Annotated in this window: 29 protein-coding genes; 25 read left to right on the top strand and 4 right to left on the bottom strand. The window is 42.0% G+C overall.

The window, feature by feature from the left end:
* Positions 1-36: 36 nt before the first annotated feature.
* Entirely contained in the window at positions 37-591 is a 555-nt protein-coding gene (locus BLS23_RS10650; RefSeq protein WP_089652538.1) for a hypothetical protein, read from the bottom strand.
* A 124-nt stretch (positions 592-715) separates the two neighbouring features.
* On the opposite strand from BLS23_RS10650, the gene BLS23_RS10645 reads away from it, so the two are divergent.
* The 4 genes from BLS23_RS10645 (at position 716) to BLS23_RS10630 (ending at position 4,172) form a co-directional block, all read left to right on the top strand.
* Positions 716-1,483, top strand: coding sequence for an SDR family NAD(P)-dependent oxidoreductase (locus BLS23_RS10645; protein ID WP_089652537.1), 768 nt, complete (start codon positions 716-718; stop codon positions 1,481-1,483).
* A gap of 386 nt (positions 1,484-1,869) precedes the next feature.
* Complete coding sequence (locus BLS23_RS10640) at positions 1,870-2,952, top strand: type III polyketide synthase (protein WP_089652536.1); 1,083 nt, start codon at positions 1,870-1,872, stop codon at positions 2,950-2,952.
* A 1-nt stretch (position 2,953) separates the two neighbouring features.
* Positions 2,954-3,463, top strand: coding sequence for an isoprenylcysteine carboxyl methyltransferase family protein (locus BLS23_RS10635; protein WP_089652535.1), 510 nt, complete (start codon positions 2,954-2,956; stop codon positions 3,461-3,463).
* Positions 3,464-3,884: 421 nt separating this feature from the next.
* On the top strand, positions 3,885-4,172 hold the full coding sequence (locus tag BLS23_RS10630; RefSeq protein ID WP_089652534.1) for a DUF6123 family protein: 288 nt from the start codon (positions 3,885-3,887) through the stop codon (positions 4,170-4,172).
* 11 nt (positions 4,173-4,183) lie between these two features.
* On the opposite strand, the gene BLS23_RS10625 is transcribed toward BLS23_RS10630, so the two are convergent.
* From BLS23_RS10625 to BLS23_RS10615, 3 genes are all read right to left on the bottom strand, one after another.
* Positions 4,184-4,591 (bottom strand): ribonuclease HI family protein, encoded by a 408-nt coding sequence (locus BLS23_RS10625; protein ID WP_089652533.1) that lies wholly within the window; start codon positions 4,589-4,591, stop codon positions 4,184-4,186.
* A 14-nt stretch (positions 4,592-4,605) separates the two neighbouring features.
* Positions 4,606-5,283: a queuosine precursor transporter gene (locus BLS23_RS10620; RefSeq protein ID WP_089652532.1), complete on the bottom strand. Its 678-nt coding sequence runs from the start codon at positions 5,281-5,283 to the stop codon at positions 4,606-4,608.
* 691 nt (positions 5,284-5,974) lie between these two features.
* Positions 5,975-6,175: a cold-shock protein gene (locus BLS23_RS10615; RefSeq protein ID WP_035504999.1), complete on the bottom strand. Its 201-nt coding sequence runs from the start codon at positions 6,173-6,175 to the stop codon at positions 5,975-5,977.
* Between the two features lie 302 nt (positions 6,176-6,477).
* Between BLS23_RS10615 and BLS23_RS10610 the strand changes: the two genes are divergently transcribed.
* The 21 genes from BLS23_RS10610 (at position 6,478) to BLS23_RS10510 (ending at position 26,061) form a co-directional block, all read left to right on the top strand.
* Positions 6,478-8,148 carry a formate--tetrahydrofolate ligase gene (locus BLS23_RS10610; protein WP_089652531.1) on the top strand — a complete coding sequence of 557 codons (1,671 nt, stop codon included), beginning with the start codon at positions 6,478-6,480 and terminating at the stop codon, positions 8,146-8,148.
* A 110-nt stretch (positions 8,149-8,258) separates the two neighbouring features.
* Positions 8,259-9,113 (top strand): DUF72 domain-containing protein, encoded by an 855-nt coding sequence (locus tag BLS23_RS10605; RefSeq protein WP_089652530.1) that lies wholly within the window; start codon positions 8,259-8,261, stop codon positions 9,111-9,113.
* A gap of 9 nt (positions 9,114-9,122) precedes the next feature.
* A complete protein-coding gene (locus BLS23_RS10600) occupies positions 9,123-9,740 on the top strand; it encodes an HD domain-containing protein (protein WP_089652529.1) in 618 nt (205 codons plus the stop codon).
* The gene (locus BLS23_RS10595) at positions 9,727-10,686 is read left to right on the top strand and encodes a thymidylate synthase (RefSeq protein ID WP_089652528.1); all 960 of its coding nucleotides are present in this window, start codon (positions 9,727-9,729) and stop codon (positions 10,684-10,686) included. The genes BLS23_RS10600 and BLS23_RS10595 overlap by 14 nt, the downstream gene beginning before the upstream one ends.
* Positions 10,687-11,257: 571 nt before the next feature.
* Positions 11,258-11,752 carry a dihydrofolate reductase gene (locus BLS23_RS10590; RefSeq protein ID WP_089652527.1) on the top strand — a complete coding sequence of 165 codons (495 nt, stop codon included), beginning with the start codon at positions 11,258-11,260 and terminating at the stop codon, positions 11,750-11,752.
* Positions 11,752-12,351 carry a molybdenum cofactor guanylyltransferase gene (gene mobA / locus BLS23_RS10585; protein ID WP_089652526.1) on the top strand — a complete coding sequence of 200 codons (600 nt, stop codon included), beginning with the start codon at positions 11,752-11,754 and terminating at the stop codon, positions 12,349-12,351. Before BLS23_RS10590 ends, mobA begins: the two co-directional genes overlap by 1 nt.
* A gap of 132 nt (positions 12,352-12,483) precedes the next feature.
* Positions 12,484-12,660, top strand: coding sequence for a twin-arginine translocase TatA/TatE family subunit (locus tag BLS23_RS10580; protein WP_089652603.1), 177 nt, complete (start codon positions 12,484-12,486; stop codon positions 12,658-12,660).
* A gap of 45 nt (positions 12,661-12,705) precedes the next feature.
* Positions 12,706-12,894: a twin-arginine translocase TatA/TatE family subunit gene (gene tatA, locus BLS23_RS10575; protein ID WP_089652525.1), complete on the top strand. Its 189-nt coding sequence runs from the start codon at positions 12,706-12,708 to the stop codon at positions 12,892-12,894.
* A 111-nt stretch (positions 12,895-13,005) separates the two neighbouring features.
* Positions 13,006-13,728 carry a twin-arginine translocase subunit TatC gene (gene tatC, locus BLS23_RS10570; protein WP_089652602.1) on the top strand — a complete coding sequence of 241 codons (723 nt, stop codon included), beginning with the start codon at positions 13,006-13,008 and terminating at the stop codon, positions 13,726-13,728.
* Positions 13,729-13,902: 174 nt separating this feature from the next.
* Positions 13,903-14,121, top strand: a complete 219-nt coding sequence (locus BLS23_RS10565) for a YozE family protein (RefSeq protein WP_089652524.1) — start codon at positions 13,903-13,905, stop codon at positions 14,119-14,121.
* Between the two features lie 15 nt (positions 14,122-14,136).
* Positions 14,137-15,291 carry an exonuclease SbcCD subunit D gene (locus BLS23_RS10560; RefSeq protein ID WP_089652523.1) on the top strand — a complete coding sequence of 385 codons (1,155 nt, stop codon included), beginning with the start codon at positions 14,137-14,139 and terminating at the stop codon, positions 15,289-15,291.
* Between the two features lies 1 nt (position 15,292).
* Positions 15,293-18,406, top strand: a complete 3,114-nt coding sequence (locus BLS23_RS10555) for an AAA family ATPase (protein ID WP_089652522.1) — start codon at positions 15,293-15,295, stop codon at positions 18,404-18,406.
* Positions 18,407-18,585: 179 nt separating this feature from the next.
* Complete coding sequence (locus BLS23_RS10550) at positions 18,586-19,290, top strand: uracil-DNA glycosylase (protein WP_089652521.1); 705 nt, start codon at positions 18,586-18,588, stop codon at positions 19,288-19,290.
* 44 nt (positions 19,291-19,334) lie between these two features.
* Positions 19,335-19,868 (top strand): YqfQ family protein, encoded by a 534-nt coding sequence (locus BLS23_RS10545; RefSeq protein ID WP_244157175.1) that lies wholly within the window; start codon positions 19,335-19,337, stop codon positions 19,866-19,868.
* Between the two features lie 95 nt (positions 19,869-19,963).
* Entirely contained in the window at positions 19,964-20,923 is a 960-nt protein-coding gene (gene msrB, locus BLS23_RS10540) for a peptide-methionine (R)-S-oxide reductase MsrB (RefSeq protein ID WP_089652520.1), read from the top strand.
* 69 nt (positions 20,924-20,992) lie between these two features.
* The gene (locus BLS23_RS10535) at positions 20,993-21,565 is read left to right on the top strand and encodes a TetR/AcrR family transcriptional regulator (protein WP_089652519.1); all 573 of its coding nucleotides are present in this window, start codon (positions 20,993-20,995) and stop codon (positions 21,563-21,565) included.
* Between the two features lie 89 nt (positions 21,566-21,654).
* Positions 21,655-22,683, top strand: coding sequence for an AbrB family transcriptional regulator (locus tag BLS23_RS10530; protein WP_089652518.1), 1,029 nt, complete (start codon positions 21,655-21,657; stop codon positions 22,681-22,683).
* A 106-nt stretch (positions 22,684-22,789) separates the two neighbouring features.
* On the top strand, positions 22,790-23,389 hold the full coding sequence (locus tag BLS23_RS10525) for an alpha/beta hydrolase (RefSeq protein ID WP_089652600.1): 600 nt from the start codon (positions 22,790-22,792) through the stop codon (positions 23,387-23,389).
* Between the two features lie 70 nt (positions 23,390-23,459).
* Positions 23,460-23,663, top strand: coding sequence for a DUF6501 family protein (locus BLS23_RS10520; RefSeq protein ID WP_089652517.1), 204 nt, complete (start codon positions 23,460-23,462; stop codon positions 23,661-23,663).
* A 171-nt stretch (positions 23,664-23,834) separates the two neighbouring features.
* Positions 23,835-25,430, top strand: coding sequence for an amidohydrolase (locus BLS23_RS10515; protein WP_089652516.1), 1,596 nt, complete (start codon positions 23,835-23,837; stop codon positions 25,428-25,430).
* An 82-nt stretch (positions 25,431-25,512) separates the two neighbouring features.
* Positions 25,513-26,061: a histidine phosphatase family protein gene (locus tag BLS23_RS10510; RefSeq protein ID WP_089652515.1), complete on the top strand. Its 549-nt coding sequence runs from the start codon at positions 25,513-25,515 to the stop codon at positions 26,059-26,061.
* Positions 26,062-26,211 lie beyond the last annotated feature (150 nt).

The raw sequence follows: 26,211 nt of genomic DNA, 5'->3' as shown, positions 1-26,211 counted from the left end.
AAAGAGCCCGGCTGGATAAGCCGGGCTTTGAGTTATTTAAGACATTTCTTCCATCAAATCTGGAGTTGCTGGGAAACCAGCTTCTTTAAGGATTTCATTGAACTGATCGTTGAATTCCGTAAATTTCTTTTCGGCTGCCGTAAAGTCAGCATTTTCCGTGTTTTCATTCAATGCTTTCTCTACACCTTCATAATAAGCTTGAAGGGAAGGCAGCGTTTCTTCGAATTTTGTCATGACATCTTCAGGTAGATCAGCTTCAACTGTATAATTGTCGACCATGGAAGAAGCTTCGTTTGCTGCTGTCTTAGCTTCTTCAGCTGCAGATTGGATCGCTTCTGGATCAGGTTCTTCTGCTGAGACAGCTGCTTTATAAGCAGAAATTTTCTGTTGATATGGTTTGAAAGTGTTCGTCAGAGCCATTTGAGCACTGAGCAATTCTTTCTTCACCTTTTGTTCATCATTTTCCTGATTTTCTGTCGTGTCTTCTGTCTGGTTTTCTGTGTCTGCGTTTGTGCCTTCTTCCGTGTCATTGTTACATCCTGCTAAAACAAGTGCTCCGGAAAGACCTAAAGCTAACAACCATTTTTTCATACAGACAACCCCCTTTTTTTCTATTGACGATTTTCATTCTATGTCAGGCTTTCCCTTATGTAAAGAAATTGCAAAAATGTTATACTATACTGAAAATTCAACACTATTGATGGAGGCTATTGCAATGTACTTACCAGACTTTAGATTAGAAAAAAAACTTGCTGTGATTACAGGAGGAACGAAAGGAATTGGTAAAGCCATCACTCTCGCTTTTGCAGAATCTGGTGCGGATGTGATTGTGATCGCCAGAAACTTGAAAGACCTTGAACAGATAAAAAAAGAAGTGGAAGAGCTTGGACAACAGGCGTCAATCATCTGTAAGGATATTAACGATTATAAGGAGATCATCCAGGAGGTTGAGAACGTTCGTGATGGGCGGGATCTAGACATATGGGTCAATAATGCAGGGATGAATATCAGAAGTGAAGCAGAAAGGGTAACAGAGGAAGAATGGGACCAGATTATATCGACGAATATGCGCAGTGCTTTCTTTCTGTCTCAATATGCAGGTCAAGTGATGAAATCCTCTAAGAAGGGGAAAATTATTAACATCTCTTCTGTCGGGGGCCATACAGCTTTACGTACGGGAGTCGTTTATGCCATGACGAAAAGCGCGCTTATCCAAATGACGAAAAACCTGGCCCTTGAATGGGGGAAATATAATATCAATGTCAATGCGATCGGCCCCTGGTATTTTCCAACCTCGCTCACAGAAAGACTCCTTCAGGATGAATCCTATGTCCAGGAAATTCTTGAACGAACACCACTGAAAAGGATTGGTAAACTAGAGGAATTGAGCGGTGCCGCTGTATTCTTAGCTTCAGACGCTGGAAATTATATGACAGGTCAGACGTTGTTTGTTGACGGAGGTATGACCATTTACGGATTTTAATCGAACCCTTTACTTACCTGGGTGTGAGCTCCATAGAGTGACATAGCAAAAGCGCCATAAGAAAATGGCGCTTTTGCTATGTCATCCATGGTTTTTCTTCAATCATTAAAATCAAAAAAAGTTGATGTTCCTGTTCAATGCTCAAAGGGATCAGAAATCCTTTACTGAAATCTTCCACCTTTTTTTCTTACAATGACCGTCGGTGTAGTGATATCAATGGACGGTTCATGCTTAGAATTGAGTCAGGCAGTAATAGACTGTTTTAAAGATCTCCGAATCCTCTCCAAAATAGATCGATTTGACATAGGTCCATGGTGCCGCGAAAGACGCCATTTACAGACATAATTTCCTCTTTTTTGTACATAGTAAAAAAAAGGAGGATGAAAATGCCATACATACTATCTTCAGGCGTTCAATGTGCTGACTATTCCTTTAATCAATCCGATGTTCAAGAGCTCGTTTATGAATTGTTTCCTCTAAAAGATCACGAGAAAAAAAGGTTGATGCCGATTTTTGAACACGCAAATATTGAAAAGCGGCAATTCGCTGCTCCATTAGAGTGGTTTAAAGAAAATCATGGATTAGAAGAGAGGAACCATTTATACCATACGAAAGCATTAGCCTACAGTTTAAAAGCGGTCGCTTCTTGTTTAAAGAACCTAACGGGAGAGAATGAATTTTCTACAGCAGATATCGATCATCTCATTTTTGTTTCTTCCACTGGCATTTCCACCCCTACCCTCGATGCTTATATTATGAATGAACTCGGCTTCAGGGAGGATACGAAACGAACGCCTTTGTTTGGACTTGGATGTGCAGGAGGAACAAGCGGTGTCGCTAAAGCTTATGAATGGCTGCTCGGCCATCCGGATCAGAATGTTCTTGTTATTTGTGCAGAACTTTGCAGCTTGACCTTTCAGGCGGAGGATGCCAGAGTGAGCAATTTCGTAGGTACTGCTTTATTTGGGGACGGAGCTTCCGCTGTTTTAGTAGTGGGGGACCAGTCCCCCTTATTGAAGAAAAAAAAGCATCCTCTTCCCAGAATTATCAATTCCAGTTCCAGAACAAAAGCTCACAGTACAGATGTGATGGGGTGGAGGGTTGTGGATACAGGTTTTGAAGTTATTTTTAATAAAAGTATCCCCCGGTTAGTCAAGGAATTTTGGAGTGTACATGCGGAACAAGTCGTACACAACAATGGATGGCTCGTTAAAGACCTGCCTTTCATTGTTGCTCATCCCGGCGGTAGAAAAGTGTTGGAAGCCTACGAGGAAGTATTTGATTTGAATGAGGAGGCTTTAACTATTCCGAGAAAGGTGTTATCCGCTCATGGGAATATGTCCTCCCCAACGGTACATTTTGTGCTGCATGAAGTCTTAAAGACGAAACATGAAAAAGGGACGAAATCGATCATGACTTCTCTCGGACCTGGATTTAGTTCAGAAATTGTCAGTTTGGAGTGGGAATAGAATGGAGATTTTTTTATGGATGATCTTAGCTTTTTTAATATTTCAGCGGTTAGGCGAACTTGCCCTGGCTAATCGGAATCGTAAGTGGATGGTTGAAAGAGGTGCAAAGGAGTGGGGGCAAGGTCACTATTTCTTGTTCATTCTTTTACACAGCTCATTTTTTGTATGTGTCATTGCGGAGTTCGTTTGGACTCCATATGTTCAGCAACCATTTTTTTATATCGCGCTCATCGGGTTCTTCGTGTTACAGATTCTTAGAATCGCTTGCATTCGAACTTTAGGAAAACGGTGGAATACGAGAATTCTCGTATTACCGGATGAAGAGCCCATTCGAAAGGGGATCTACCGGTTTGTGAAACACCCGAATTACGTGATCGTTTTTTTTGAATTGATGGTCATCCCTGTGTTGTTTCATGCTTATTTAACGGCACTGATTTTCCCATTCCTACACTTGCTTGTCCTCACGGTGAGAATTCCTGCCGAGGAAAGGGCATTACAGGAACGAATGTAAATGTGCAAAAAACATTGCTCATTTCTTGAGTGTCTGTTAAGATTCTAATTAGAAATGAAATTCATTTTCAATTAGAAAGGTGAGAACAAAAATGGTGGTTTTCATAATGTTAACGGTCGCCGTTTACAGTAGTTTGATGATTTTCGTATTAGCTAAGTTGGGAAGCGTCCCTGCTCAAACCGTGATGAATGTCTTCAGAATGAAAAACCAAAGTTCTCATTTCTACCACAAAAAAAGATATGAACGGACCCTTTCGGCCAGGTGAATGCACCTGGCTTTTCTTATGGTTGAAATTCTTGAAAAGGGAATGAAAAAATCATGAAAAATTCAGGTCGAACAGCCGATAACTTCGAATTTTTTGTTATGATATAGAAAAATGTCGAAAATACAGACCGATGACGGATAAGGTTAGGAGAGTATTATGGATAGAAACACGTTAGCTTACTTCTTAGAAGATCTTTGGAGTAAGGGGTTTAAATTGAGTGATGAGGATGTACAATTTATTTATTTTGGGAATAACTCTTCTAATGCTCCTGAATGGAAAACCATTGTAGCTGTAAACATGACTTTGAAAATTCAACAGTCCTTTGACCCCAGTTTTTTCATTAGCATTTTAGAACTTATTTCGAATCCATCCATTACTAGTAAAAGAAAGGCTTATGAATCCATCGAAGAACAACTTTCCATTGCAAGGACCACACACAAATAAAAGAACCCAGATCACTGCTGATCTGGGTTTTGTTTCGTCTGCAGACACTCTCTGGCAAGGCGGTCTGCATTTTTGTTTTGTTTGTCAGGAATCCATTTATAAAAAACATAGGAAAAGTTTTCTTCAAGGTTCATAATCTTTTCAAACAAGGGAAGGAATTTCTCATTCTTTGTATATCGCTTATCCATGGTATCTACGGCGATTTTTGAATCAGACCTGATCGAAATGATTTCTCCGGGATACTTCTCCTTACAAATTTGCAAAGCATGGATAATTGCGAGGAACTCCGCTTCATGATTCGTCCAAGTCCCTAAGTGAAATTGATACTCTTCCGTTTTTTGATTTTGTTTAATGACCACTCCTGCAGCACTTGGCCCAGGTTCTCCACTGCAGGCAGCGTCTGTGTACACTTCTAACATGGCACATGACCTCCTCATTCAGAATGCGGCATTTTTTTGGCCATATAAAAGAATGGTGTATCCAAAGCTGCCACGATGAACTTGATGATATAGGTTGTTATGAAAATCTCAAGCCAAACCTCGAAAGGATACAAACCGAAAAAAGCGATGAAACAAAAAATGCTCGTATCTAACAATTGACTGATCATCGTACTTCCATTGTTCCTGATCCAAAGCGCACGATCAGACGGGAAGAGCTTTTTCAGTTTGGCATATAACCATACATCAAAATATTGGCTTACGATATAAGCAAGCATGCTGCCAAGTGCAATTCTTGGAACAAGACCAAATAAAGCCTGCAACGCTGGTTGAGCGATATCGTTTTCGCCAGGATTGAAAAGAATGGCGAACTGCATAATGATTGTCATAATGATTAATGTGGAAAAACCCATCCACACAGCTTTTCTCGCCTCTTTTTTTCCGTATTTCTCGTTAAGGATATCGGTAGCTAGAAAGGCTGTTCCATAGACAATATTTCCTAGAGTGGCATTTAAGCCGAACATCTCTACTGTTTTGACTACTTGGATATTGGCAAGGACGGTGGACATTCCGATCCACACAAATAAGCCAGGTTTTCCGAACAATCGATAAACTCCAATTAGTAATGCGAAATTAATTAGTGCAAATAATATCCAAAGGACTTCGTTACTCATCGTATTTCCTCCTTAGTTTTGGTATCGCGGGAGTTCCCGAACCGCGGGTAAATAGAACCAACAGCGATCCATTATACGATGGTACGAGCCATTTGACAAGCACCATTGCCCTTATTCAATAATATGGCAGTATTGTGTAAGACTTGATTTCGAGACTTTTGTGGGAGTGTAGGGGGCTCCGGGAAAATGTTCGCTTTCCGTGGGCGAGTGATGAGCCTCCTCGAGCTAACGCTCTGCGGGGTCTCATCTACCACGCACTTCCCACAGGAGTCTCACCGTTTCCCTCCGCCCCTTTACTTTATGAGTGTCTCGAAAACCACTTCTGGAATAATCAACTTTTATGCTGAAGGTAAGGAGTAAATATAAACCTCTATATAGCATATATTCCGAGCGTGAAAGCTTGATATAGAGAGCTTTTTGTTTGTAACAAAGAGGATAGTGGAAGTCATCCCATCTTGGTATTGGGGTTTGTTTCTCTCTACATGGAATGCCGTGGGCGATGGAGCTAGACGAGTTGCTTCCCAACCATCCCTGACTCCAAATATGACATACGGCCCCTGATTATCTCGAAGCTGAGTCTTCCACAATCGGGAGCTAATATTGAATATGGAGTGGGGGAGTTATGTGGGTTGTTGGTCGTTAGAGGGTAAAGAAAAAGCAATCTCCGGGGAGATTGCTTTTGATGGAACATCTATTCTTTCACAACGTTCGCAGCTTGTGGGCCGCGGTCGCCTTCTACGATTTCGAAAGTAACTGCTTGACCTTCTTCTAGAGATTTGAAGCCTTCTTCCTGAATAGCAGAGAAGTGTACGAATACGTCGTTTCCACCCTCAACTTGAATGAAACCGTAACCTTTTTCTGCGTTGAACCATTTGACTGTACCATTTTGCATGATTTGTTCCTCCTAAATCTTGCACGTAAAACGTGGAAATTACAAATATCAGATCGAAAAAAAACCTCATAGAAGGTCGGAACAATAAATTCCGAAGCACTTCTATGAGGAGTTACCTGTCATTTATGTTCCGATCGTGTTATTTGCTTACCTCAAATATATCGTATGAAAAAAGGAGCGTCAACATTCTGACTCTAATAAATTTCAACAACTTGTAACCGCTTCCCAGGATGGGATACTATAACTCATAACGAGAGTCAGGTACAATGATAGAAGATACATAAGGAAAGGAAAGATCTTCAATGAAATCCGATATAGAAATTGCTTTGGAAGCTAATATGAAACCAATCCATCAGATAGCTGCACAGTTGAACTTATCAGAGGAAGACTGGGAACCTTATGGACATTATAAGGCTAAATTGTCGGACCAACTGTTGAATAAACTTTTGGATCGAAAAAAGGGGAAAATCATCTTAACGACATCGATTAACCCGACACCTGCTGGAGAAGGGAAATCCACGGTAACGGTCGGATTGGGACAAGCCTTGAACAGGCTGAATCAACGTGCTGTGATCGCACTGAGAGAGCCTTCCCTTGGACCCACAATGGGAATTAAGGGTGGGGCAGCGGGAGGAGGATACTCCCAAGTTGTACCGATGCAGGAAATCAATCTTCACTTCACCGGGGATATCCATGCCATTACATCAGCGAACAACGCACTTTCTGCTTTTATCGATAATCATATTCATCAAGGAAATGAACTCAACATCGATCCCCGAAGAATTTCATGGAAGCGTGTGATGGATTTAAATGACAGAGCTTTAAGGGAAGTTATTGTCGGTCTTGGTGGCCCTGTGAAAGGAGTTCCGAGAGAAGATGGTTTCAACATCACTGTTGCTTCAGAAATTATGGCCATTCTTTGTTTAGCGAAAGATCTTACTGATATGAAGCAAAGACTTGCTGAAATTGTCATTGGATACACCTATGACAAAAAGCCAGTTCAAGTCAAACAACTAGGAGTGGAAGGGGCTTTGACACTTCTTTTGAAGGATGCGATCAAACCAAACCTTGTCCAGACCCTTGAGAATACACCAGCCATTATTCATGGAGGACCATTTGCGAATATTGCCCACGGATGTAACAGTGTGATGGCCACAAACTTAGCTGCAAAACTTGGAGATTATGTGGTAACAGAAGCTGGTTTCGGAGCTGACCTTGGAGCAGAGAAGTTTTTGGATATTAAAACGAGAGCAGGCGATCTTGAACCTGATGCAGTTGTTATTGTAGCTACGATAAGGGCCTTGAAAATGCATGGAGGTATGGAGAAAGGGTTGCTTGAGAGTGAAAACGTGGAAGCTTTAAAGGATGGGATCGGAAATTTGAAAAAGCACATGGAAACCATCCACCAGTATGGACTTCCTTTTATTGTGGCGATCAACCAATTCCCTTCAGATACAGATCGGGAAATCGAGTTTCTTACTCAATGGTGTGAAGAACAAGGGGTGGAGGTATCTCTTACAAACGTCTTTGCCGAAGGTGGCAAAGGTGGTTTGGACCTGGCAGAAAAAGTGATGGGTGCTTGTGAGAAAAAAACCGCTCCTATGAAATATATTTACGAATTGGAAGATTCGATCGAAGAAAAAATCGGTAAAATTGCGACGAACGTATATGGAGCTGAAGGTGTTGATTTTTCATCAAAAGCTGAGAAACAGATTCGGCAACTGAAAGAACTCGGATTTGGAGATCTGCCTGTTTGTATGGCTAAAACTCAATATTCCTTATCTGATGATCCTAAAAAGCTGGGCCGTCCGCAAAATTTCAGGGTAACCGTCAGAGAGATCTATCCATCGGTAGGGGCCGGTTTCCTTGTCGCTTTAACGGGGGACGTCATGACCATGCCAGGGTTGCCTAAACAGCCTGCCGCTTTGCGGATGGATGTAGATGACAAGGGCATTATCCATGGTTTATTCTGATACAAGGCTCGGCAATGATCTGCTATAATCATTCAAGCCGCCCCTTTTATATATGGGTTTGAAAATGAAACAGGTAAAAAACGGTTAATCGAAGGTAAGGGGGATTAAAGGTGACAATACGCATTGGTTTGACTGGATGGGGAGACCACCCCGCTCTTTATTCAGACCGGACAAGACCTGAGGAGAAACTATCTGCTTATGCTTCCCACTTTCCTGTGGTTGAAGTAGATACAGCCTTTTATGCAATCCAACCCGTTTCCCGGTATGAAAAATGGCTGAAGGAAACGCCTGAGTCCTTTTCATTTGTCATTAAAGCATTTCAACAGATGACAGGTCATGACAGAGAATCAAGGACGGTTCAGGAAGCGAAGGATTTGATGAAGCGTTATGAAGAATCGATCCAGCCCGTATGGGAAAGCGGACAAGTGTACGCTTTATTATTTCAATTTCCGCCATGGTTTGATGTACGAAAAGAGAACATAAGGAAACTTCGTTATATCCGGGAGTGGATGGAAGATTACCCACTGGCACTGGAGTTTAGAAACCGTACGTGGTTTGAGCCTGCCTATTATGAACAAACGTTATCTTTCATGAAAGATCAACAATGGATTCACAGCATATGTGACGAACCACAAGCAGGAGAAGGCTCTGTACCACGCATTCTTGTACCTACCCATCCTGAAAAGACATTGGTCCGTTTTCATGGACGAAATATTCACGGTTGGAACAAAAATGGTCGTAAAGACTGGCGGAGCGTCCGCTTTTTGTATAGGTACAATGAGGAAGAATTGCAGGAGTGGAAAGATCAGGCGTTAAAGCTCGAAAAAATGACACCTGAGGTCACTCTTTTGTTTAACAACAATTCAGGTGGCGATGCCGCAGATAATGCTAAGCAAATGCAGGAGCTTCTGGATATCAAGTATGAAGATCTTAATCCACGACAAATGGACCTTTTCAACTTTTAGGAGGATATCATGGACAAAAGGGAAGCACTGGAAACAATTAGGCATTTCGTTAATGATCTATTTCGTGATGATACGAGTGGCCACGATGACATCCACATGAAACGCGTGGCCGCATGGGCGAAATACATCGCGGTCAATGAGGGTGATGATCCATTTTTATGTGAAGTGGCAGCCCTCCTTCATGATGTTGGAGATCATAAATTGTTCTCAAATCCGGCACAGGCGATTCTTCAAAGGGATAAACTCCTTGTGGATGTCGGTTTTTCAGAAAAAGAGGTCGATCTGATTGCGGATGCGATCCGAACGGTATCTTTTTCAAAAGGAGCTGTTCCGAATTCGAGAATCGGAAAAATCCTCCAAGATGCTGACAGGTTAGATGCCATCGGAGCGGTCGGCATTGCACGAGCCTTTGCTTTTGGTGGTACCATCAATCAACCGATATATAAGGAAGAGGAAAAGGATGCCATTGACCATTTTTATGAAAAACTTTTGAAACTAAGAGAATTGATGCATACCGAAAGTGGAAAGCGAGAAGCGGAAAGACGTCATCAATTTATGCTTCAATACTTAGAAGAGTTCTACCGTGAACAAGAATTCAGAGAGGAGACCAGCCATGTCAAAGAATGAACAGGCTTATTTAAATATGTGTGAACACGTGTTGAAAGAAGGAAACTCAAAAGGAGACCGAACAGGAACCGGTACCCTTTCTGTTTTTGGCCATCAGATGCGGTTTGATCTTCAAGAAGGTTTTCCGCTCATGACCACAAAGCGTGTTCCTTTCAAGCTGATTGCTAGTGAACTGTTATGGTTCATGAAAGGGGATACGAACATCCGCTATTTATTGGAAAATAAGAATAACATTTGGAACGAGTGGGCCTTTCAAAAATGGGTGGAGAGTGAAGACTATCAAGGCCCTGACATGACTGATTTTGGACGCCGCAGCCAGAAGGATGAGGAGTTCAAAAAACAATACAAAGAGCAGATGGACACGTTCAAAGAGAAAATCCTAAAAGACGATGCCTTCGCAAAAGAGTTCGGTGACCTCGGCGCGGTTTATGGAAAGCAATGGAGGGAATGGAAAACAAGCAGAAGCGAAACCATCGATCAGCTTCAAAATGTGGTAGAAAGCATCAAAAATAACCCTGACTCAAGACGACATATCGTAACCGCATGGAACCCGGAGGATGTTCCCTCAAACATGGCTTTGCCACCTTGTCATATCCTTTTTCAGTTTTATGTCGCGGATGGTAAGTTATCCTGCCAGTTGTATCAAAGGAGCGGGGACATTTTCTTAGGAGTACCGTTCAATATTGCAAGCTATGCGTTGTTAACCCACCTGATCGCCCATGAATGTGGGTTGGAAGTCGGTGAATTCATTCACACTCTTGGAGATGCTCATATATACAGCAACCATATGAATCAAATCCATGAACAATTATCGAGAGAACCTAGAACATTGCCGTCCTTAACCTTGAACAAGGAAAAAGAAAGTATATTTGATTTCGATATGGAGGATATCACCATCGAAGGTTACGATCCCCATCCAAGCATTAAAGCTCCAGTAGCTGTTTAACATGAAGTCATTTATCGCGAATTTAATATAAGCTTCCTTTAGGTGAAGACTCAGTTTCGAGACTTTTGATGAGCGGGTTGGGGCTACGGGGGATGACTCGCTTTCCGCGGGAGCGCGATGAGCCTCCTCGGACTGCCGTCCTGATGGGGGCTCACCAAGCACTCACTTCCCGCAGGAGTCGTAGCCCCTTGCTGTAAGAAGTTCTCGAAACTACCTTCCAGGAACAGGAGCTTTAATAGTTAAGAATCCTATACCGACACGGTTTAAACAGGACTTTACAACATAACTAGGCAGGGTACTATAGAAGGGATTTCGAGAACATCATATGGTAAAGGGGCGAAGGGGAAACGGTGAAGACTCCTATGGGATGTGCGAGACAGCTGAGACCCCACAGGACGTAGTCCGAGGAGGCTCAGCGCCCGCCCCATGGAAAGCGAACCTTTTCCCGCAGCCCCTAGAATCTCACAAACGTCTCGAAATCGAGTCTTCCTTAATCCTGCCATATACTTTAATAACCAAAAAATAAAACCAGCGTTTAATAAAGCAAATTTTAATAAAAGAGGTGTTAAGGATGATTTCATTCATATTTGCAATGGATAAAAACAGATTGATTGGAAAAGACAATGATTTACCATGGCATATTCCGAACGACTTTAAATTTTTCAAGGACACCACATGGGGAAAAACAATCATTATGGGAAGGAAAACATTTGAGTCCTTTCCACAACCTCTTCCTGAGCGGGAGCACATCGTTATTACAAGCAATGAGAATTATGACCGTGAAGGATGTACAGTGATCCATTCCATTGATGAAATTCTTCAAATGGAGAAGAATAACCCGGATAAAGAATGGTTCGTGATCGGTGGAAGTGTACTTTTTGAAAAAATGCTTCCTTATGCGGACCGTATGTATTTGACTTATATCGATGCAAGCTTTGAGGGGGACACTTATTTTCCGGAGTATGACGAAGCCGAGTGGACCCTTGTTTCTGAGACGAAGGGTCTGAAAGATGAAAAAAACCCGTATGACTATTATTTCCGTACCTACGACCGGAAGAGCTCCTAATGAAACAAAAGGAATTGTGTGGAGTGATTCTCAATGGGGGAGGATCAACAAGAATGGGGACCGCTAAATCTTCTTTGACTTTCGATTCTATAACCTCATTGGAGTTGATTGCTTCGACTCTTTCAAAGGTGACCGACAACATCATAGTGAACCAGAATGCACGAAAAAACGTCCCCTACACGGTCGTTGAGGACATTTACGAAGATGCTGGCCCCCTTGCTGGATTGCATGCGGTCATGAAAGAAAAGCCGGCCACATGGTTTATCTTGGCTGCATGTGATACTCCTTTCGTAAGTGAAGAAGTTTATCGTCATTTGATTCAAGAGGCGGATGAAACGGTAGATGCGGTGATTCCTGTCTATGATGGTCGATTTCAGCCTGTCTCCGGAGTGTATCATATCCGGATTTTAGACAAACTGGAGTCTTATCTATCTCAAGGCGGCAGGAAAGTCCGAGGGCTTTTTGATAATATTAAGACAAAAGAATTGACTACTTATCCAGGCATCGATCACGAGAAACTTTCCATGCACTTTTTTAATATGAACACACCAGGGGAATACGCGTTAGCAAGAGATTTGTTTAAAAAGTGGAAGAGGTAGAGACAATAGAATACAGGGCATGATATGATAGGAAAGATAAAGATGGTAAGAAATTTTAGGTGAAGTTGTTTCTTTTCTTTGTCTACTCTTGTAAAATAGATTTAAAGTACGTGTTGAAGGCGGTGAATGGACATGCTGTCAAGTATCGGAATACCAGGTCTGATTTTGATTTTGACGATTGCGTTAGTCATTTTCGGCCCGAAGAAATTGCCTGAAATCGGGAAGGCTGCTGGAGAAACGTTGAAAGAATTTAAAAACTCTGCTCGTGATCTAACAAGTGACTCTAGTGAAGAAAAAACGAATAAATAACATAAGCATAATTTTCTTAAGACATAACTAATGGAGTGATTGACCATGTTATCAAGCATTGGTGTACCAGGTCTCATTCTGATTTTAATCATCGCACTTGTCGTTTTTGGTCCTTCAAAACTTCCTGAAATCGGGAAGGCGTTCGGTAGTTCCCTTAAGGAATTCAAGAAAGCTACAGGCGACATTATGTCTGATGATGAAAGCAGTAAGACAGAAAAGAAAACCAAAGAATAAAATGAATAAAGAAGGTGTAAGGGGCTTTCCCTTACATCTTCTTTTTGTCAGGCTCCTATCAGCCTGGAGGTGAATGTAGTGTCAGAACAAAAGATAACTCAGGATATCGAAATGAATGTCACCGATCACTTGAGTGAGTTGCGAAAACGCGTATTATGGACGTTAGCTTTTTTTATCACTTTCTTCATTGTAGGCTTTATCTATGTTGAAAGAATACAGACATTTTTTATTAAAGATTTACCGTTTGAATTGAATATGACGAGTCCTGGTGAAATCATTTGGATCATTTTTACGATTGCAAGCCTTGTAGCGATCGTTGGGACATTGCCCATTTTATCGTTACAAATATGGTTATTCGTTAAACCCGCCTTAACACCGAAAGAGCGGAGGGTTTCGCTTTCCTACGTGCCCGCGATCTTTTTATTGTTCCTAGCGGGTCTCACGTTTGGCTACATCGTATTTGTTCAGCTGATTCTGCCGTTTCTCTTGTCTCTTAATAATGGAATGTTCAATGAAATTTATACAGTGGAGCGGTATTTCCGCTTTCTTTTCAGAGTAACAATTCCTTTTGCGGTATTATTTGAGATACCGATCATCATCATGTTCTTGACGAGCCTCGGCATCGTCAATCCCGTCTTTCTGGTGAAAGTACGGAAATATGCGTATTTTATTTTGATCATTATCGGAACCATTATTTCCCCACCGGATTTCATCCTGCAATTAGTGGTTGCGGTTCCTTTAATACTCTTGTATGAGGTAAGCATCATCCTATCGAGGATTGTCTATCGTAAGAAGCTTAAAAATCACCGGGAATTCATGGAATCTGAAGAATAGATATTCAGAGAATAAAGAGTCACTTGCAGTGGCCCAGAGATGCACATCTCTGGGCTTTTTATTTTAACTTTTTCAAAAAGATCTAGATTTCTTTTCTTTACACTATTATCTTTTGCTGTACAGGCCGGAACATGATAAAAATAATGTAGGAATATGCGAGGAGGAACTAAACCGATGAGATCTTTTTACCACTATATGATGAGATACAGAGGGAACAAGAAAAATAATGATGAAAAACAACTCGCTGAATGGATGTTCGATGACCACAGCTTCCCAAAGCAGGCGAAATCTTATGATGAAATCAGTTCCTATTTAGAGTGGAATGCACCATTTCCTTCTGCTTTATCCGTTTTTGATCAATTATATGAGAAATACAAAATAGAAGAAGAATAAAAGAGAGGTGAACCCATGAAAATATTACACACGGCTGACTGGCATTTGGGAAAAATCGTGAACTATGTACATATGACGGAAGACCAACGCTATATTCTTCAGCAATTCGTTGAAATAGTACAAAGAGAAAAGCCAGATGTCATCATTATTGCAGGGGATCTCTACGATCGTTCCATCCCACCAAAACAAGCGGTGGAATTACTGAATGAAACGTTGACGACTCTCATTAATGACTACCAGGTTCCTGTTCTTGCGATTTCGGGTAACCATGACAGTCCTGATCGGTTGAACTTCGGCAGTCAAATGTTCAGGAAACAAGGGCTCTTCTTAGATACGAAGTTACAAAAAGAGAGAGAACCTGTCACGTTGTACGATCAAGACGGACCTGTTCATTTTCATCTCATCCCTTATGTAGAGCCTGCTGAAGTGGCGTATGCGTTTGAAGATGAAGCTATTAAAACTCATCAACAGGCAGCAGAAGTTCTGATCCGGGATATCGAGCAACGCTTTAACATGGATGATCGTCATGTTTGGATTGGCCACTCTTTTTTAGCCGGGGGGATGGAATCGGAATCTGAAGAGCGCTTGTCTATGATTGGTGGGAGTCCTTATGTGGATGCCCGTTTATTCAAAGCTTTTTCTTATGTCGCCCTCGGTCACCTTCATCAGCCTCAGAGAGTGACGGAGGATTATATAAGGTACAGCGGATCGATTTTGAAATATTCGTTTTCTGAAGTCAATCATGCAAAATCTGTGACGCTGATTGATATGGATCGGGAAGGTTCTTGTGTATTAGAAAAAATCCCACTTACGCCGTTAAGAGATTTCCAAGTCATTGAAGGTTATTTTGAAGACCTGCTTACTGGAGAAGCCACTGAAAATCCCGAAAACTACTTACATGTGCGCCTCTTAGATGATGGGCAGCTTGTGGATCCGATGGGCAAATTACGAAAGGTGTACCCGAATATTCTTCACTTGGAAAGACGTAGGTCAAAGACGAACCTGCAAATGGAAGAACTGCAGGAAGTCAAAAAGCGTCAGAAACTCTCACACGCCGATCTTTTCGCTTCGTTTTATGAAGACATTAAAGGGGAATCGATCCCGCTAGAACGGAAAGAATTGATCGAACAAGCCATAGATAAGCTGAGAAAAGAAGAGAGGGGGAGATAAGATGAAAGCACTCACTCTTACGATGGCAGCTTTTGGTCCTTATCGTCATAAGCAGGTGGTTGATTTTACTACTTTAGGAGAAGAATCGATTTTCCTCATTACCGGTCCTACAGGCGCAGGAAAAACAACGATTTTTGATGCGATGTGCTTTGCCCTCTACGGACGTGCGAGTGGCAGCGATCGAGACCAGGACTCGATGCGCAGTCATTTCGCAGATTCAGGAGAGCCAACCTATGTAGAATTCACTTTCGAACTAAGAGGCAAAACGTATCGCATTGTGCGGATGCCAAAACAAATGAAAAAAAAGGAGCGTGGTGAGGGGTGGAAAGAAGACCCTGCCCGTGCCGATTTTTATATCATACAAGACGAAGAAGAGAAACTGGTAGCATCGAAAATCAAAGAAGTGAATGAATACATTGAAGAAATTCTCGGTCTTGATTATGAACAATTTCGGAAAATGATCATGATTCCACAAGGAGAATTCCGAAAGTTAATCTCTGAAAACAGTAAAGAGAGAGAAGAAATTTTACAGCGCATTTTCAAAACGGAGTTTTTCGCAGAAGTGACCGACTACTTCAAAAAACAGTCGAAGGCACTGGAAACGGAGATCAATCAATTTGAATGGAAAATTTCTCAGGAGAAAGAGAGAATCGTTTGGGGCGAAGAGGCAGATGCTGATTTGGAAAACGAGGAACTCTCAAAAGTCCGGGAACGATTGAATGAACGGATCGATCATCAGAAACAAATGGTTTCTGATGAAAAAGCCTATGTAAATCAACTTCAGCAAACTACAGATACCTTGCAAAACCAGTACTTCGAATCAAAGCAGCTCCTGGATCTTTTTGAAGAAAGGGACAGGTTGTCCATTGAACATCAGAAACTCGAAGAAAATTCGACTGCCATCAAAGGTTTGGAGAAAGAGTATGCCGATGCTAAACAGGCAGCGGAGGTCCGGCCCTATGAAAAGCAGTACGAAGAACGAAAAAGAGAACTTGATCAACTTTGTTCGACCCAAAAAGAGAGAGAAGAGACATACAATCGTGTGAAATCAGAGTTTCATGATGTTCACGAAGAATATGTAAAGGAAGCGGATCAACAAGAAGATCGTGACAGGTTAAAAGAAGCCTGGCAACAAAAATTAAGAGAAAAAGAGCATTTGGAAGAGTTTTTGAAAAAGAATCAAGGACTAGAAGATCTCGAAAAGGATATGGACAAGAAACGTCGTTCCCTCTCAGATTTAAAGGAAACGGAACAAAAGATACATGAAGACACGAAATTGATGAAAGAAAAAATGAAAGGCGAAAGGTCTTTAAGAGAAGCGGCTTATGAGAAAAAGCAGTCTTATCAGAACTTGAAAATCAGAAAAGAAACCGTTGAACGCTTATCCAAAGAGTGGTTCCAATTGGCCAAGCTACGCACAAAATATCAGTCTATTTTCAAAGGCTATCAAGAAGAAAAACAAACGTTACAGTCAATAAAAGAGACTTATGAAAAAGCGCTGGATGATATTAGAAAACATCATGCGTACACCCTATCCTTACATTTAAGTGATGGCACACCGTGTCCTGTGTGCGGCTCACCTGAACACCCTGATCTGGCAGGAAAACCGGATGAGGTGATGAGTGAAGAACAGGTGGATCGTCTTAGGGAGCGTCATAAAGAAGCAGAACGATCCTTCGAGAAGGTACAGGATGAGTTGATCCAGGTGAAATCTGAAGGAGAAGCACAGCGTCAATTGACGGAAAGCATCTGGAGCGATTTAAAAGTGGAACACGAACTCTCCGAAGATTCAATTGAAGAAGAAAGACAGACCTGCTCTGATGAGATGAAAAAAATACTAGAAGAATATAACGACCTTAAAGAAAAAATAGAAGCTATTCAAACCATCGAGAAGAAAGTAGACCAGATGGATCAGCATTTGGAATCGCTAAAAAAAGAAAAAGACGCGCTACAGCAAACCATCAATGACCAACAGCAGGAGCAAACCAAGCGAAAAACAGAGTTGGAAACATTAAAAGAAAACGTGTCTTCCACGACCGATCATCCTGGTGAATTAGTTGAAGAAGCGGCCAAGCTTGAAAACTTATATAAAAATGCAGATAAGAAATGGAAAGATATCCAAAGCTTATATCAAAGAAAACGGGACGAATGGCAGAAGATCCAAACTTCTGTAGAAGAAGGACAGAACTACTTGGATCAAGGAAAAAAAGCTCTAGAACAACGGAAAACGGAATTTGATCAAACGCTTGTTCAATTTTCTTTTGAATCGGTCGAGGAATATCAATCCGCCATTCGAGCGCCTCAAAAGATGGAACAAATGATCAACGAAATCCAGCAGTACCAACAAAGGGTGCATGTCGTCAATGAGCGGTTGGAAGAGTTGAACCAGAAGCTGAAAGAAAAAGAAAGGCCAGAATTAAACGCCGTTCAAGAGAAATTGGAAGAAATGCAGGAAAAACTGAACGCGCAACGGGAAGTCGTGAATCATCTAAACGTATCTCTGCAACAAAATGAATCTATACGAGAAAATATACGGGCGCTTGTGGAAGAACAAGGGGAACTGGCTGCGAAATATTATGATATCGCTGAGTTAGCTCAGATTGCTAACGGGGACAATCATTTGCGCCTATCATTGGAGAGGTATGTGCTGGCTTCTTATTTGGATGAAATCCTCATACAGGCCAATTTGCGCCTCGATCAGATGACGGATCACCGTTACCAACTCATCCGGAGCGATTCTATCGCTAAGCGCGGGGCTCAAAGTGGACTTGATCTTGAGGTGATCGATCATCATACAGGGCAGCAGCGTTCAGTAAGGACATTATCTGGCGGAGAAGGATTCAAAACATCCTTAAGTTTAGCTCTTGGAATGGCTGATGTCGTCCAGGCTCACGCCGGTGGTGTGCAGTTGGACACACTGTTCATCGATGAAGGTTTCGGGACACTGGATGACCTTTCGTTAGAACAAGCGATTGGCTGCCTGAGAAGTCTGCAGGACGGCAATCGGATGCTCGGTATTATATCTCACGTGCAGCAATTGAAAGAGGAAATCCCTGCGAAATTGCAGATTGATGCCGGCCCGGAAGGATCGAAAGTTGAATTTGTCTTTCAATAAAGGTAGGAATATTTCCTACCCTCCGAATTGTCTTGTCTGAAAAGCGCCAATGTTCAACAGTAGTCCCCAAATTCTCTGTTCATGATAAACAAATAAACAAAGATACTTGTCATATTCTGCGCTTGCCCGGGAAATATCTGAACTTTCCAGCGGGAAATGCTCATGAAGGAGGTGTTCAGATGATCCAACTAGCCACTGATTGGGCAGATCGCCTGAACGAAGAGTTTACAAAAGATTATTTTAAAAAATTGCAGAGTATTATAGAGACGGAATACAAAACCCACTCCATCCATCCTGCCTATGATGATGTTTTCGCAGCCCTACGATACACACCTTATTCGTCAACAAAGGTAGTGATTCTTGGTCAAGATCCTTATCATGGAAAGAACCAGGCTCATGGGCTCAGTTTTTCAGTCCGACCCGGCAATCGTATCCCACCATCCCTTCGGAATATTTACAAAGAACTAAAGGAGGATCTGGGTGTTCAACCTCCAGATCATGGCTCCCTTCATTCTTGGGCAGACCAAGGGGTGCTTCTTTTAAACGATGTATTAACAGTGAGGGAAGGGGATGCAAATTCTCACAGAGGATTAGGATGGGAAACATTCACAGATGCAGTCATTCAAACATTGAATGAAAGAAAGAAACCGGTAGTATTCTTTTTGTGGGGGAAACATGCACAAAAGAAAGGCTCTTTCATTAATCGTGAAAAACATCTAGTGCTGACTTCGTCTCATCCCAGTCCATTTGCCGCACATAGAGGCTTTTTCGGTAGTCGGCCATTTTCTCAGGCGAATACTTTTTTATGCAACAACGGGATGGATCCGGTGGATTGGTCGTTACCCCCAGCTAACATAGAGACAGGAGCCCAAACCAGTTCATAAAAAAGGCATATGCTAGAGTATTCTAACGTTTCGGAGGGGTTTTTATGTTTCCGACAGGTCAACCGCCTTTCCCTCCTATGGGCCAGTTCCCAGGGTTTCAGCAAGCTGCACCGCAAATGATGCGCTCGATGGCCCCGTATCTAAATGCGGGCAGCCGGGGTTTTGGCGGCTTTGGAGCTCCAGGCTTTTTAGGAAATACAGGTTTCGGCGCCGGATTCCCAGGAGTTCTCGGTGGAGGTGGAGGTACTGGTTTTGGTGCGCAGGCTCTTGGTGCTGCAGGGACAGCTGCAAAAACAGGAGGAGCTGGATGGCTTGGTCATATGCAGACTGCCCTGAAAGCCATGCAATCGGCAGCACCAATGATGCAGCAATACGGACCGATGCTGAAAAACATTCCTGCCATGATCAATATGATGAAAATCATGAATGAGCCAGACGATGATGATGAGAGTCTTGTACCATTGGACGAAAGCAGTAAGAAACCGTCTGTTTCTCAGGAATGGGAATCAACAAGTGTTCTCGATAAAAAAGAGAAAAAACGATCTCAAGGTGCATCACAGCCTAAATTATACATTTAGGCTGTGCGTGTAGCTTGATTTTTTTTGTAGAGTTAGCAAGAATAAGAACATATCTAATTATAGAAATGAGCACCTATGCCTTAGGAGGTTATATATTGAGTACACAATTAGAAAAAGCGACATTTGCCGGGGGATGCTTCTGGTGTATGGTCGAACCTTTCGATGAACGTCCTGGAATCGAATCCATTGTATCAGGCTATACAGGGGGACATACAGAAAACCCGATGTACATGCAGGTGGTCACGGAAACGACGGGTCACAGGGAAGCGGTACAGATCACTTTCGATCCGGCCATTTTTCCTTATGAACGGCTGGTTGAGCTTTTCTGGCAGCAAATCGACCCCACCGATGCCGGAGGTCAATTCGCCGATCGAGGCCACTCCTATACGACAGCCATCTACTATCACAGTGAGAACCAAAGGCAAGTGGCTGAAAAGAGTAAAAAAGAGCTTGCATCATCTGGAAAATTCAAAGACCCGATTGTAACGGAAATTTTGCCGGCTGAAACGTTTTATACTGCAGAAGACAAGCATCAGGATTATTATAAAAAGAATCGTTTTCATTACAAACGGTATAAGAAAGGATCCGGGCGAGCTGATTTCATTAAAGATCGTTGGAGTTATGAAAAAGATCCGGATGAACTAAAGCAACGCTTAACTGACATCCAGTATAAAGTCACACAGGAAAATGCAACTGAGCGGCCTTTTCAAAATGAGTTTCATGACCATGAAGAAGACGGTATCTATGTGGATATTGTTTCGGGCGAGCCATTGTTCAGTTCCAAGGATAAGTATGATGCAGGCTGTGGTTGGCCAAGCTTTACGAAACCTATTGAAAAGCAGCAGGTGAAAGAAGAAGTTGATAGGTCTCACGGAATGTTCCGTACGGAAATCCGAAGTGACCGGGCGGACTCCCATCTCGGCCACGTATTCGAAGATGGACCTAAAGATCGGGGAGGATTGCGTTATTGCATCAATTCTGCTGCATTGAAATTCATCCCTAAAGAAGAGATGGAAGAAAGAGGATATGGATATTTGACGTACCTTTTTCAATGAGTTTCTCCGGATACCCCTCTTTCCTTTGATGATGATGATATAATGAAGGAAGCTTGAGGAGGTACCGAATTGGGAAGAAAACGAATTCTTACAAAAGAAGAGATTTTAAAAGAGACAGGTGCTTTGCTCAGGAAAGAAGGGATCCACGGGGTTCATTTTAAAAAACTTTCGACGGAGCTTCAGGTGAGCAGAAGTACCCTCTATGAATATTTTAAAAATAAAGAAGACCTCATTCTCTCTTACATGAGAAACATGATGGAAGAGATGACCAAACAAATCGAAGCGATACCGGAAGAGGAAGCGCCAAATAAAAAGCTTTACAGTCTTCTATACATTTTTCTTGACCATGCAGAAACCCATCATATTGATCAGATGATCCGGGAACTGCAAAACAGTGATCAGACCTTAGCCTTATTCTATCGCACAAAAATCCATGAAGATTTAATGGGAACGTATAATCAAATGTTGGATTGGATCGATGATGCGAAAAAATCAGGCATATGGAAAGATAAGATAGAAAGCGAGATGGTTGCTGATCTCATTTTCCATTCCATATTATTTCCTACCAGGCATAAATATGGAGTGAAAGAAATGACGGATCAACTTTTTAGAATGATCGAATATGGTGTTAAAAACGAATAGGTTAACCGCTTCCCGAATGGGGAGCGGTTTCTTATATTCCTCTCATTCTTCGTTAATCTTTTTAGATTTCTGAAAGGAGCGGTGGCTCCATGAAACCTTCGAACAAAATGAAAACTTATTTGATCGCATTGCCAGGCGGTCTTTTGTTCGATTTTTTGAACATCCCGATCCCATGGATATTGGGACCGGTCGTGTTCGTTGTACTCGCTAAATACTTCACGGCATTGGAATCGGAAACTGTACCGGCAGCAAAAAACATCGCCTTTGTTCTACTAGGAATCCAGATTGGTCTTACATTCAGTGCGGAAACGTTTCGTTCTATCGGTCCTTATCTCTTCCCTTATACCATTCTTACATCAGCGATGATTGCACTCAGCTTAGTAGCCGGTTTGTACATAGCCAAGTTTGGGACTGTAGACAAAACGACCGCGCTTGTAGGAAGTTCTCCAGGTGGGCTGTCTGCCATGATTGCCATTAGTGAATCTATGAAAGGAAATAGCGCGCTTGTGACGATTTTTCATACGTTACGTTTGATCAGTGTTCTTTTTATCATTCCTTTTTACGTCACTCATGGAAATTTCGATGTTTCAACAGCTGTCGTTGCTGGTGTCACGGAAGGGGTGAATAAAGGCTCTTATTATACCATTCCTTTATATTTCGTAGCTGCCTTCATAGCCTGGAAGGTGAGGGACTGGATCCCTGCTTCGCTCGTCATCATACCCATGCTTATTATAGGTTCATTAAAGACAGCAGGTGTCCCTTTCTATCCCTTACCTGGCATAATTTTTACTCTTGCTCAATTTTTCTTAGGCACGTACTTAGGACATACGGTTTCTTTAAGAGAGATCATTTCAGCTGGAAAGACCTGCATTGCTTTCTTAGTTTTGGCTGTTTCCATGATTGGAGTGGGAATTGCGATGGCCTTTGTATTAAGCTGGTGGACAACCATGGACATAAAGACAGCAGTTTTGGCCTTGGCACCTGGCGGCCTTGTAGAAATGGCCATCACTGCAGAGCAAACGGGTGGTGAACCTGCCATAGTGAGCTCTTTGCAGACGATTCGTTTATTGGTGATCGTCCTCCTGCTCCCCTGGTTGTTCAAAAAACTAAGAATATGATTTTTTGACATTATCTCGAATTAAAGATAAAATGAAGGTAGGTTGAGATTAGTTTTCCATAAAAATATTATGTAAATTAGAATGAAAGGGATGAAGCACAATGAATATGAAACATATTTTCCAAAAAGGTAATTCAGAACGGACCTTGTTGCTTCTTCATGGTACAGGGGGAACAGAACAAGATTTGCTGCCTATAGCAAAGATGATTGACCCGGATGCATCTGTTCTATCTGTAAGAGGGAATGTATCGGAAAATGGAATGCCGCGGTTTTTCAAACGTCTAAGAGAAGGAGTCTTCGATGAGGAGGATTTGATTGCAAGAACGGATGAACTGAACGCTTTCCTTGATGAGGCCAGTAAAGAGTACGGGTTCGATCGTAACCATATTATCGCTGCCGGATATTCCAATGGAGCGAATATCGCAGGAAGCCTTCTTTTTCATTATAAAGAAAGCTTGCGGGGAGCTTTGCTGTTCCATCCGATGGTGCCGCGGAGAGGTATTGAACTCCCTAAACAATCAGGTCTTCCCGTATTTATCGGTGCGGGTGAAAATGACCCGATCTGTCCAGCTCAAGAAACAAAAGATTTAGAGGAGCTATTAACTGAGGCTGGAGCGGATGTCACCGTCCATTGGGAGCGTATGGGACATCAATTGACAGAAAATGAAGTGAAAACAGCGGCAGATTGGTATAAAGGCCAATTTTAATCGTCTATAATATTGAGTCATCCCTTTGTTCATTGTATGATAGGTACACAGAAACCAAGGAGGATGTCCTATGATTCACAAAAATTGGGAAAACAATGAAACCATCAAACAAATCGAATGTGTTCATAACGATGCAAAAAAATTCGTCGTGAACAATGTACTTACTCCAGGCAAAGTGTATGATGTAAAAAACGAAAGTGAAGAGTTTTACTTTGTCATTGATAATTCCGGCCGCATGGGCGGTTTTTATAAGGAGTACTTCAAAGAGGTATAATAGACTGTTAAGCCAGGGACTTGATCCCTGGCTTTTTGTATGGCTGAAAATCTCCTTATCAAGTCCCTCTCGAAAAATAAAATCTTTATTATAGGGATTTGTTCTCATGTTTATACAAAAGATTAAGTAGGGTAAGGGTAATTAAAAAGTTCTTGAAAGGAAGCGTATGCCATGATTTTGGATAATATTAGGATCTACCAGCCTTATCAAACTTATGAGAGTGACCGCACTTATGCGATTAAAGTGGAAGGGGAAAAGATCGTGGCTATTTATGACTCCCCTTACAATGGAGAGGAAGATGTTGTAGATGGGAGAGGACGGACCCTTTCTCCTTCCTTCAGTGATAGTCATATGCACCTGCTCCGTTACGGGCTGTTAAAAAAAGAATTAGACCTTACCCAAGTAACGAGCTGGGAAGAAATGAAAGCTGTTGTCGAGAACCATTATGATGAACTTCAACAGTACGATTGGATCTTTGGAAAAGGATTCAATGATGGAAACTTTGATGATATCGATCACCTTTTAACAGCAAAAGATTTAAATGAAATTCAAGTGAATGCATATATGTACTTCATGCATCAGGATGGGCATGAATGTGTTATCAGTGAACAAGCAATGGAATTGTTGAAAAAAGAAGAGGATTTTAAGAAAGAGCCAGATGAATTCAAAGAAAAAGATGAACATGGTCTTTGGAATGGCCGCTTCAAAGATACGGCGGTTCATTACATCAAACACCATTTTTGGGGACGTTCTGCTGAAGATGCAAAAGAAGCCTTAAAAAAAGCGCTGCCTCATCTTAGCGAACATGGCATCACATCTGTTCATACAGATGATATTAATTTTATCGGATCTTATGAACGGTTGTGGCAGGCTTACACAGAGCTTGAACAAGAAGGAGCATTACCTATCGATGCTCAGCTTCACCATTATGTATTCAATATCAATGACATGAAAAAGTATATTGAAGAAAATGATATTCGCACAGGACAAGGGACACCTCAAGTAACGGTAGGTTCTTTCAAAATCTTCTTAGACGGTACCCAACGGCTTTATACGGCGGCCATGAGGAACCCTTATCCTGTTGAGCCAAGTGCAGACGGCCGTTTGATTTATACACAAGAACAGCTCGATGAGATGGTCAAATATGCAAGCGACAATAATATGCAGGTTGCTATGCATGCGATCGGCGATCGAGCTGTTGAGCAGGCGATCACAGCGCTTGAGAAATCCAAGGAGGGTACGAAACGTTTACGACACCGGATCATCCATGCCCAGACGCTTGCCCCCGATCTGATTGCCAGGTTGAGAGAGTTGAAACCTTACATTGAAACACAACCTTCTTTCCTTCTGGATGAATGGAGTGAAAAAGGGAAATGGACACCGGAAAGCCTTCTGCCTTATTGTGATGCGTATCAAAGCCTTTTGAAAGAACATATTCCATTAACGTTGAGCTCTGACCTTCCCATCGGTGCGCTGAACCCTTTCACGACCATATTTACGGCTGTCAATCGGACAGACCTTAATGGAAACCCTGAAGGCGGCTGGATGCCGCAAGAAAGATTGAGCCTAGAGGATTCTTTCAAAGGATTCACACAAACTCCAGCTGAGCTCGAATATAAAGAAGAGGAAAAGGGTAAAATAGAACTTGGTTATCAAGCTGATTTTTTAATCCTAGACAAGCATCCCGAGGAAATAGAACCAGAAAAGTTGAAGGATATAAAAGTACTGGAAACGTGGCATAGAGGAAAGTGTGTCTATCGGAAGTGATGTCTTCTACAACTTTCCTTGTCAACACTCGTTCCATCAGCCATAATGGACATAAGTGATGGAAAGGGGAGGATGGGTAGCAATGGAGAAATTATTTTTAGTGCGTCACAGTGAAACAGAAGGTCAACATGAAGATTCCCCGCTGACAAAGACGGGCATCAGGCAGGCCCAAATGCTCGCGACTTTTTTAGAGAATTACGGGCACAGCATCGACCGCATCCTATCTAGTCCGTATTTGCGGGCGATTGAAACAATCAAGCCTTTTGCCAGAAAAAATAATGTAACCATCGAAATGGATGACCGCTTAGAGGAGCGTGTCCTCAGCCGTGAACCATTGGATGACTGGGAAGAAGTCCTTCATGATACATTCGTCGATCCTGAGCTGAAATTAACGGGAGGAGAATCCTCTACAGAAGCAAAAAAACGTGTCCTTTCTCTGATTGACGAACTTGAAAATGAAGATTGTGGGAACGTTCTCCTTGTTACTCATGGGAACTTGCTCGCCTTATTACTGCAAAAATATAACCGTGAAATCGGTTTTTATGAATGGAAGCGTCTCTCCCGTCCAGATGTTTTTCTTGTGCAAAAACAAGGCGGAGAATATACTGTCGAACGTATTTGGGAAGACTGACTTCATTCTTTCCCTTTTTTTCAGTTCGATGCGAAAATGGTCGAACGACTACAGGAATTGCGATTTTTTATCAAAATCGTTATAGTATATTGTGGTGTTTATCTTAGCCAATAAGGGTGAATAGTATTTTATAAGCACACGAAATTCTAT

The organism is Halobacillus aidingensis (assembly GCF_900104185.1).
In the GTDB taxonomy this organism is placed as follows: domain Bacteria; phylum Bacillota; class Bacilli; order Bacillales; family Halobacillaceae; genus Halobacillus; species Halobacillus aidingensis.
Note: the sequence above shows the minus strand (reverse complement) of the source record. Positions and strands in the feature narration are given on the sequence as shown.

Excerpts from the sequence above, each read along its gene's own strand:
- BLS23_RS10525 (WP_089652600.1), top strand. The coding sequence starts at position 22,790 with ATGAAACATATTTTCCAAAAAGGTAATTCAGAACGGACCTTGTTGCTT.
- BLS23_RS10590 (WP_089652527.1), top strand. The coding sequence starts at position 11,258 with ATGATTTCATTCATATTTGCAATGGATAAAAACAGATTGATTGGAAAA.
- BLS23_RS10600 (WP_089652529.1), top strand. The coding sequence starts at position 9,123 with ATGGACAAAAGGGAAGCACTGGAAACAATTAGGCATTTCGTTAATGAT.
- BLS23_RS10545 (WP_244157175.1), top strand. The coding sequence starts at position 19,335 with ATGTTTCCGACAGGTCAACCGCCTTTCCCTCCTATGGGCCAGTTCCCA.
- BLS23_RS10640 (WP_089652536.1), top strand. The coding sequence starts at position 1,870 with ATGCCATACATACTATCTTCAGGCGTTCAATGTGCTGACTATTCCTTT.
- tatA (WP_089652525.1), top strand. The coding sequence starts at position 12,706 with ATGTTATCAAGCATTGGTGTACCAGGTCTCATTCTGATTTTAATCATC.
- BLS23_RS10565 (WP_089652524.1), top strand. The coding sequence starts at position 13,903 with ATGAGATCTTTTTACCACTATATGATGAGATACAGAGGGAACAAGAAA.
- BLS23_RS10520 (WP_089652517.1), top strand. The coding sequence starts at position 23,460 with ATGATTCACAAAAATTGGGAAAACAATGAAACCATCAAACAAATCGAA.
- BLS23_RS10635 (WP_089652535.1), top strand. The coding sequence starts at position 2,954 with ATGGAGATTTTTTTATGGATGATCTTAGCTTTTTTAATATTTCAGCGG.
- BLS23_RS10560 (WP_089652523.1), top strand. The coding sequence starts at position 14,137 with ATGAAAATATTACACACGGCTGACTGGCATTTGGGAAAAATCGTGAAC.
- BLS23_RS10615 (WP_035504999.1), bottom strand. The coding sequence starts at position 6,175 with ATGCAAAATGGTACAGTCAAATGGTTCAACGCAGAAAAAGGTTACGGT.
- BLS23_RS10580 (WP_089652603.1), top strand. The coding sequence starts at position 12,484 with ATGCTGTCAAGTATCGGAATACCAGGTCTGATTTTGATTTTGACGATT.
- BLS23_RS10620 (WP_089652532.1), bottom strand. The coding sequence starts at position 5,283 with ATGAGTAACGAAGTCCTTTGGATATTATTTGCACTAATTAATTTCGCA.
- BLS23_RS10555 (WP_089652522.1), top strand. The coding sequence starts at position 15,293 with ATGAAAGCACTCACTCTTACGATGGCAGCTTTTGGTCCTTATCGTCAT.
- tatC (WP_089652602.1), top strand. The coding sequence starts at position 13,006 with ATGAATGTCACCGATCACTTGAGTGAGTTGCGAAAACGCGTATTATGG.
- BLS23_RS10530 (WP_089652518.1), top strand. The coding sequence starts at position 21,655 with ATGAAACCTTCGAACAAAATGAAAACTTATTTGATCGCATTGCCAGGC.
- BLS23_RS10650 (WP_089652538.1), bottom strand. The coding sequence starts at position 591 with ATGAAAAAATGGTTGTTAGCTTTAGGTCTTTCCGGAGCACTTGTTTTA.
- BLS23_RS10625 (WP_089652533.1), bottom strand. The coding sequence starts at position 4,591 with ATGTTAGAAGTGTACACAGACGCTGCCTGCAGTGGAGAACCTGGGCCA.
- BLS23_RS10510 (WP_089652515.1), top strand. The coding sequence starts at position 25,513 with ATGGAGAAATTATTTTTAGTGCGTCACAGTGAAACAGAAGGTCAACAT.
- BLS23_RS10610 (WP_089652531.1), top strand. The coding sequence starts at position 6,478 with ATGAAATCCGATATAGAAATTGCTTTGGAAGCTAATATGAAACCAATC.
- BLS23_RS10550 (WP_089652521.1), top strand. The coding sequence starts at position 18,586 with ATGATCCAACTAGCCACTGATTGGGCAGATCGCCTGAACGAAGAGTTT.
- BLS23_RS10645 (WP_089652537.1), top strand. The coding sequence starts at position 716 with ATGTACTTACCAGACTTTAGATTAGAAAAAAAACTTGCTGTGATTACA.
- BLS23_RS10595 (WP_089652528.1), top strand. The coding sequence starts at position 9,727 with ATGTCAAAGAATGAACAGGCTTATTTAAATATGTGTGAACACGTGTTG.
- BLS23_RS10515 (WP_089652516.1), top strand. The coding sequence starts at position 23,835 with ATGATTTTGGATAATATTAGGATCTACCAGCCTTATCAAACTTATGAG.
- mobA (WP_089652526.1), top strand. The coding sequence starts at position 11,752 with ATGAAACAAAAGGAATTGTGTGGAGTGATTCTCAATGGGGGAGGATCA.
- BLS23_RS10630 (WP_089652534.1), top strand. The coding sequence starts at position 3,885 with ATGGATAGAAACACGTTAGCTTACTTCTTAGAAGATCTTTGGAGTAAG.